The sequence below is a fragment of the Amycolatopsis sp. NPDC114503 genome (assembly GCF_055633655.1).
This window is the reverse complement of sequence record NZ_JBVKDT010000023.1, coordinates 99,364-106,202: the sequence shown is the minus strand read 5'-3', so window position 1 is coordinate 106,202 and position 6,839 is coordinate 99,364. Positions and strand designations below refer to the sequence as shown.

Below are 6,839 nucleotides of genomic sequence, written 5' to 3'. Positions count from 1 at the left end.
GAGCCGGGAGCCGGGAGCCGGGAGCCGGGAGCCGGGAGCCGGGAGCCGGGAGCCGGGAGCCGGGAGCCGGGAGCCGGGAGCCGGGAGCCGGGAGCAGCGGGAGCAGCGCGGCAACCCGATCCGGCACCCACTCCGGTGTCCGTCACGGCGCTGCCAGCGTGCTCGATCGCCCTCGCGTAGCGGGCCGACCGCGCGAGCACAACGGGTTCCGTGGCCTGGCAGCACGACTCTCCGTCTCGAGCGAGCGCTCCGGGCGACTGGTTGTCGCGCCGAATGCCCGCGAGGACGACCGTCTCGTCCGGCATGCCGGACGAGACGGCGACGGGTCTAGCGAGGTCGCGCCGGCCGGAGGGGGCCCACTTCCTCTTCGATGGCGGCGGCGACGCGGAGCAGAAGATCGTCGCGGTGGTGCGGGGCGACGAGCTGGACTGCGCACGGCAGTCCGCCGGGGCTGGTTTCGATCGGGATGCTGACGGCGGGGTGGCCGGTGTCGTTGAACGGCGCGGTGAAGGCGATCGGGATCGTCCTCCGCTGTACTGCCTCCCGGAGGTCAGGGCCTTCCGCTGGCCAGGCGGTGGTCGGGGTCGTCGGGGTGAGGAGCAGGTCGCGGTGCCGGAAAAGCCCGGCGGCCCAGGCGTCCAGCTGTCCGCGGTATTCCCAGTAGCGGGCGAGGTCGGCGGTGGTGACCGAGCGTCCCTGGCCGAGGATGTCCGCGAACCAGGGTTCGAAACGGTCGGGGCGGGCGGTGAACTCCTCGGCGACGTGGGTGAATCGCTGGTAGGCAAGGATTTTCTGGCGCAGCTGGGCGGCGGCCGGGAAGTTTTCGGCGTGCGGATGGGAAAAGTCGTCGTCGGAGAGGCGGTGGCCGAGGCCGCGCAAGATCTCGGCCGCGCGGTCCAGAGCGTGCAGCACGGCCGGTTCGGGGTCGGCGATGCCCAGGGTGCGGTCGACCGCGATCCGCAGCGGAGGCAGTGCTTCGGTCAGTCCGTCCACAAAGGACTGTGCTGGCTTCGGCAGGGAGAACGGGTCCGCGGGATGGTGCCCGGAGGCGAGGTCGAGGTGCAGGGCGGCGTCGCGGACGGTGCGGGTCATCGGGGTGAGGCAGCTGTGGTGGGTCCAGGACGGGATCGCGGCCGGGCCGTGCGGGATGCGCCCGCGGGTGGGTTTGAAACCGAGGACGCCGCAGAGCGCGGCGGGGATGCGGGTGGAACCGCCGCCGTCGCCCGCGGTGGCGAGCGGAACCAGGCCGGCGGCGACCGCGGCGGCGGATCCGCCGCTCGATCCGCCCGCGGATTTCTCGAGCTGCCAAGGATTCCGCGTAGTGCCGAAGGCTTCGTTGCGGGTGGAGATGGCGGCGCCCATCGGGGGCGTGTTGGTCTTGCCGATCACGACGGCTCCGGCCGCGCGGAGCCGGGCGACGTGGACGCTGTCGGCGACGGCGGGCGGGGCGTCGCGGAAGGCTTTGGTCCCTCGGGTCGTCGGGAATCCTTCGGCGTCTTCGAGGTCTTTGACCGCGATCGGGATTCCGGCGAGAGGACCCGGATCGGCTCCGCGGGCGATGCGGTCCGTCAGCGCGGTGGCCTCGTCGAGGGCGCGCTGGGGGTCGAGTGACACGACGGCGTTGAGGTCGCCGTTGAGCAGGGCGACGCGATCCAGCGTGTGCTGCATGAGTTCGAGCGGCGAGAGTTCGCGGGCCCGGATCATCGCGGCGAGTTCGGTTGCCGAGGCGAAGGACAGATCGGTCACGCGTGCTCCTGAGTCGGGCTGGTCGAAGGTCGGGTGTCGATTGCCCCGATGCGGGCGGCGTCGCGTTGCGGCCGGACGGAGAACGCGGCGTAAGCGCCGGTCAGCACCATGATGGCGGCGCCGAAAGCGAAAGCCGCCGGATAGCCGTAGCCGTCGATGAGGCTCCCGGTGACTGCGGGCGCGAGAATCCCTGGCAACGTGCTGATCGCGACGGCCAGCCCGAACACAGTTCCTCGTTGCCGGGCGGGCACAAGTTCGCCTGCGGTGAGGTAGCTCAGCGGATAGGCGAGACTGCCCGCGGCGAAGGCGATCGTGATCAGCACGATGCGCAAAGGACCCGACGTCGTGAGCGGGAACGCCGCCATGCAGCCGCCGGCGAGCACGACCGCGATTCCCTGGGTCGCGCCGCGGGCCCAGCGGCTGGAAATCCCGCGCCGGACCAGGCGTCCGGTGGCGGGCACGACGGTGAGGACCAGCGCGATGCTCAACCCCGCGTGCAGGCTGATCACCATCGCCGAGGTCTTCGGGCCAAGCCCTGCTTCGGTTTGCAGGTACGCCGGCAGCCAGGACGAGCCCAGCGCCAGCGACCAGTAGGCGCCGAAGGCACTGGCGAATCCGCCGAGGACGGTGCCGTTGAGAAGCAGTTTGCGGTAAGGGATCCGCGCCGGTGCGGAGTTCGCCGGGGCGGTCGCGGGCGCGGCGTAGGGCCCGTCGTGGCCGACCGGCAGCCACACGAGCGCCCAGAGCGCGGCGACCACGGCGAGGACGACGAACGCGGCGCGCCATCCGTAGCCGGTGATGATCCAGGTGAGCACCGGGGCGGCGATGAAGATGCCGGCCGAGCCGCCGGTGAGCTGCAGGGCGGTGGGCAGGCTGCGGCGGTCGTCGGGGAACCATTTGTACAGCGCGTGCATGCTCATCCCGGAGGCCGGGCCCTCGGCCGCGCCGAGCAGGATGCGGCTGGCGAACAGCGTGGGCGCCGCCGCGAACACGAGAACCGGCAGTTGCGCGACGGCCCAGCACACCGCCAGCGCGAACAGGATCCAGCGGCTGGCGATTCGCGCGGAAAGCAGTCCGGCGGCGAGGCTGGTGAGGCTGAACAGCAGGTAGAAGCTGCTCGCCAGCAGACCGTAGGCGCTGCTGGTCAGGTGCAGTTCCGCCATGATCGGCACCGCGGCGAGTCCGAGCACGGCCTTGTCCGCGAAGTTGATGACCATGAAGACGACGATGAGCCCGGTGACCGTCCAGGCCCGGCGGCGGATCGAGCGGGATCCGGCCGGGGACAGCGGCGTTGCTGAAAGCATGATCGGCTCCTCGGTCCGGGTTCAGATGACGCCGTCGCGGCGGAGTGCCGCGAGGTCGTCGTCGTCCAGGGCGAGCAGCTGCCGGAGGACGTCGTCGGTGTGGGCGCCGAGGGCGGGTCCGAGGGAGTCGATGCGTCCGGGGGTGGCGCTCAGCCGCGGTATCGGCGCGGCCATGGAGACGGTGCCGTGCTCGGGATCTTCGACGTCGACGATCGTCCCGCGTTCGCGGTAGTGGGCATCGGCGGCGATGTCGGCGATTGTCATGATCGCCGAGGCGGGAATGCCCGCGTCGTTGAACATTCGCGTTGCTTCGTCGGCCGGGTGCTCGGCGACCCAGCCGGCGATGATCGCGTACAGCTCGTCGGCATGTTCCGTGCGAGCCACGCGGGTGGCGAAGCGCGGATCGGCGGCCAGCTCCGGCCGCCCGATCACCGTCGCCAGCCGGCGGAACAACGGGTCGGTGCCCGCGTGGACCGAAATCCGCCGTCCGTCGGCGGTGTCGAAGTCGCTGGCGGGCACCACGTGCGGGTTGCGGTTGCCCATGCGCTGGCGCACCCGGCCGTTGGCCGAGAAGTCCAGCAGCGCGTCCTCGACTGCCCGGAACCCCGCCTCGTACAGGCCGAGATCGACGACCTGGCCTTGTCCGCCGTTCACGTCGCGCTCGTACAGGGCGACCATCGCCGCGAATGCCGAGAGATACGCGCCCATGTAGTCGATCACCGCGTACCCCGACCGGACCGGGGCGCGGCCCGGTTCCCCGCTCACGTCCGTCAGCCCCGCGAAGGCGCTGGCGATCCGGTCGAACGCGCCCCGGTCGCGGTACGGGCCGGAGAGTCCGTAGCCCGTCAGGTACACCAGCACCGCGCGCGGATTGATCCGCTGCAGCGTCTCCGGGTCGAGCCCCCATTTCTCCAGCGTGGGCGGCCGGTAGTTGGTGATCACCACGTCGAAGTGCGGCACCATCGCGCGCACCAGGTCCTGTCCGGCGGACCGGCGAAGATCCACCGTGACCGACTTCTTGTTGCGGCCCTCCTGCAGCCACTGCAGCGACCGTCCGCCCGGCTCGGCGGCCCGGCCCCGGGTGAAATCGCCGCGGCCCGGCTCCTCGACCTTCACCACCTCGGCGCCGAAATCGCCGAGGAACGTCGCCGTGACCGGCGCGGCCAGGACCGTCGCCACATCCAGCACCCGCACGCCCCGCAACGGCAACTCTGCTCCCACCACAACTCCCAACGAAGTGTTATTAACGAAACGTTGGTAACGAACCGTATAGAGTGGCCCGAGGCGCAACAAGGCGTACTGACGAGTAACTTCTGAGAGGGACGGCGTGACCGAGCAGCCGAGCACCGCACCAGCCCGCCGCCGGCGGCGCAGCCGCGAAGAGACGAAAGCCGACCTCCTCGCCGCGGCTCTGCGGCTGCTTCGCCGCGACGGAGTGCTCGCGGGCATCAACCTCCGTGAGGTCGCCAAGGAAGCCGGTGTCAACCACGGGCAGATCTACGTGTACTTCGGCAGCCGTCAAGCTTTGCTGCGTGCGGCCATCGCCCAGTTGCTCGAGCGCGATCGGCCCGATCCCGAGACGCACTGGGAACAGCCCTTCGCCGACCGCCGCCGCGCGATGTGGGGGTGGGCGCTGCGCCAGCCCGACCTGGTCAAACTCGAGGCGCTCCTCGCGCTCGACGAAGACCCTGAACTCACCCTGTTCCCCGCGCTGGACCTCACCCGCCGCGCCCTCGACCGCGACAAACGCGACGGCAGCCTGCCCGCGGACGCCGACGGGGAGGTCATGCACGCCATGACCGCCGCCGCCTACTTCGGCTACTGCATCTTCCGCACCGCCCTCGCCCGCGACCTCGACCTGGCCCCGGCGGAACTCGACGACCGCGCCGCCCGCGTCTACGACCGGATGATCGCCGGGCTCGCCGCCCCCGAACCGGCGGGCGAGCGCTCCGACGGCGGGCACGAGGTCGAAACTCCGGCCTAGGGGGCTTCTGCCTGCGAGGATCCCGGGGTGACAGGTCGAGTTGACGCCGCAGATCGCGCGGCATTGGCGAGGAGATGCGACTGGCCGGTTCCAGCGTGAGCAATGCTTCGCCGTACCGGACCGAGGCGCCGTGTCCGGTGCGATGGACAGGGCGCGAACATTCCGCACAGCGAACGTCTGGCTGCCCGGCGCGGACCTGACCCCGCTGCGGTGTGCCTTGGAGGATGACTCGACGACCTAGTCATCCTCGTGAGGAGTCGGGCACTTCCCGGCACCCTGGCAGCAACGCCAAGCAAGCATTTGTCCGTCACATCCAACGGGTGAATCCTGCTTCCCCGCAACCTAAAACCTCTCACTCACCGGAACCCCGCGCCGCCCAGCGACAGCCCGGCCGACCGGCCACTCCGGTCAGAAACCCCTCCGCCACCACGGATTTCCCCGGAACAGCCCCGCCTCCGCACCGCGAACCCGGGCCCCTGTACCGGAAATGCCCCGCCCAACACGCCCCAGGGTCGCTCCCCGCCTCGCGAGGCCCACCAGTTACGGTGGCGCGCGTGTCCTCGTTCCGTCCGGTGAGCGTGTCTTCGGGGAACCGGCGGATCAGCTGGGACCTCGTGCGCGGTGGGTGCGTCGTGCTGGTGCTGCTGTACCACGCGACCTTCATGAGCGTCGTCGTGCATCCCGAACTGGGGCCGCGGCGGTTCGTGTTCCCGCATCAGATCGGGGCGAGCCTGCTGCTCGTGATTTCCGCGTACTTCGCCGCCGTCACGATCGGGCGCGGGTCGCTCGGCCGGTACTGGTGGGGGCGGATCGCGCGGTTGCTGCCGCCGTTTCTCGCGGCCGTCGTGGCGATCTACTTCGCGCTGCGGTACCTCTCGCCGCCCGGCTGGTTCAGTCCGCGGTTCGGCGACCTCGCGGGCAACCTCCTGATGCTCTGGAACTGGAAGCCCGCCCAGTACCCCTTCCTCGACGGCTCCCACTGGACGATTCCCCTCCAGCTCATGGCGTTCACCGTCGCCGCGCTGCTCTACCGGAGCAGGTGGGGCCACGGTCGCAAGTTCCGCGTCGTCATGTGGACCGCGCTGCTCGTCCCGCTCGCGCAATGGCCGCTGCGCATCGCCGGCCCGCCCGAGTGGTACCGCGTCGTCGTCGACGGCTTCGGCTTCCACCGCTGGCACCTCTTCGTCGCCGGCATCGCGATCCGGCTCTGGACGACGAAACGCATGTCCACGACGGAATTCGCGGTGCTGGAAGTCCTGTGCGTCGCCGCGCACGCCCTGCACGGCGCGACTGTCACCCCGACCGGAATCCACGTCGAATGGGGCTCGACGATCGGCATCGCGATCGGAATCGCGCTGATCTCGCTCGCCGCGGCAGGCCCGGACTGGAACCGTTTCCTCCCGCCGTCCGCCCAGCGCGCGATCACCTGGTTCGCCGGCGTCTCCTACGGCGTCTTCCTGATCCACCAGGCCATCGGCTACCTCGTGCTGCACTGGCTGTCCGGCCTCGGCCTCGACCCGCTGCTGCAAACCGCGGGAATGATCACCGCCGGCGTCCTCTTGGGCTGGGCCCTGACCCGCCTGGTCGAACGCCCCGCCCACCGCTTCCTGATGCGCGGCTACGACTCCTGGGCCGCCCGGCGCTCACGGATCGACGTCAATTCCAGCGCCCGGGAAATCCGGCTCGACTCCCGCTGATCCGGCTGCGTCGCGACCAGGCGACCGGGGGAGACGGCACCGCGAAGCTGGTGGTCAGCGCAGCGGCGAGGCACGGAACCGGGCCGTGGTGACCAGGAGCAGGCCGGC

5 protein-coding genes are annotated in these 6,839 nt (G+C 70.8%); 2 read left to right on the top strand and 3 right to left on the bottom strand.

Going from position 1 to position 6,839, the window contains the following annotated elements:
* Nucleotides 1-327: 327 nt before the first annotated feature.
* From ACZ7OI_RS47915 to ACZ7OI_RS47905, 3 genes are read right to left on the bottom strand one after another with little or no spacing between them, the layout of a single operon-like run.
* The gene (locus ACZ7OI_RS47915; RefSeq protein ID WP_470270764.1) at nt 328-1,746 is read right to left on the bottom strand and encodes an amidase; all 1,419 of its coding nucleotides are present in this window, start codon (nt 1,744-1,746) and stop codon (nt 328-330) included.
* Nucleotides 1,743-3,050, bottom strand: a complete 1,308-nt coding sequence (locus tag ACZ7OI_RS47910; RefSeq protein WP_470270763.1) for an MFS transporter — start codon at nt 3,048-3,050, stop codon at nt 1,743-1,745. The genes ACZ7OI_RS47915 and ACZ7OI_RS47910 overlap by 4 nt, the downstream gene beginning before the upstream one ends.
* 21 nt (nt 3,051-3,071) lie before the next feature.
* Nucleotides 3,072-4,271 (bottom strand): CaiB/BaiF CoA transferase family protein, encoded by a 1,200-nt coding sequence (locus ACZ7OI_RS47905; RefSeq protein ID WP_470270762.1) that lies wholly within the window; start codon nt 4,269-4,271, stop codon nt 3,072-3,074.
* Between the two features lie 106 nt (nt 4,272-4,377).
* Here ACZ7OI_RS47905 and ACZ7OI_RS47900 point away from each other — a divergent pair, with 106 nt between their 5' ends.
* Both ACZ7OI_RS47900 and ACZ7OI_RS47895 read left to right on the top strand, forming a co-directional pair.
* Nucleotides 4,378-5,034, top strand: a complete 657-nt coding sequence (locus ACZ7OI_RS47900; protein WP_470270761.1) for a TetR/AcrR family transcriptional regulator — start codon at nt 4,378-4,380, stop codon at nt 5,032-5,034.
* Nucleotides 5,035-5,588: 554 nt separating this feature from the next.
* A complete protein-coding gene (locus tag ACZ7OI_RS47895) occupies nt 5,589-6,731 on the top strand; it encodes an acyltransferase family protein (RefSeq protein ID WP_470270760.1) in 1,143 nt (380 codons plus the stop codon).
* The last annotated feature ends 108 nt before the right edge of the window (nt 6,732-6,839 follow it).

Excerpts from the sequence above, each read along its gene's own strand:
- ACZ7OI_RS47910 (WP_470270763.1), bottom strand. The coding sequence starts at position 3,050 with ATGCTTTCAGCAACGCCGCTGTCCCCGGCCGGATCCCGCTCGATCCGC.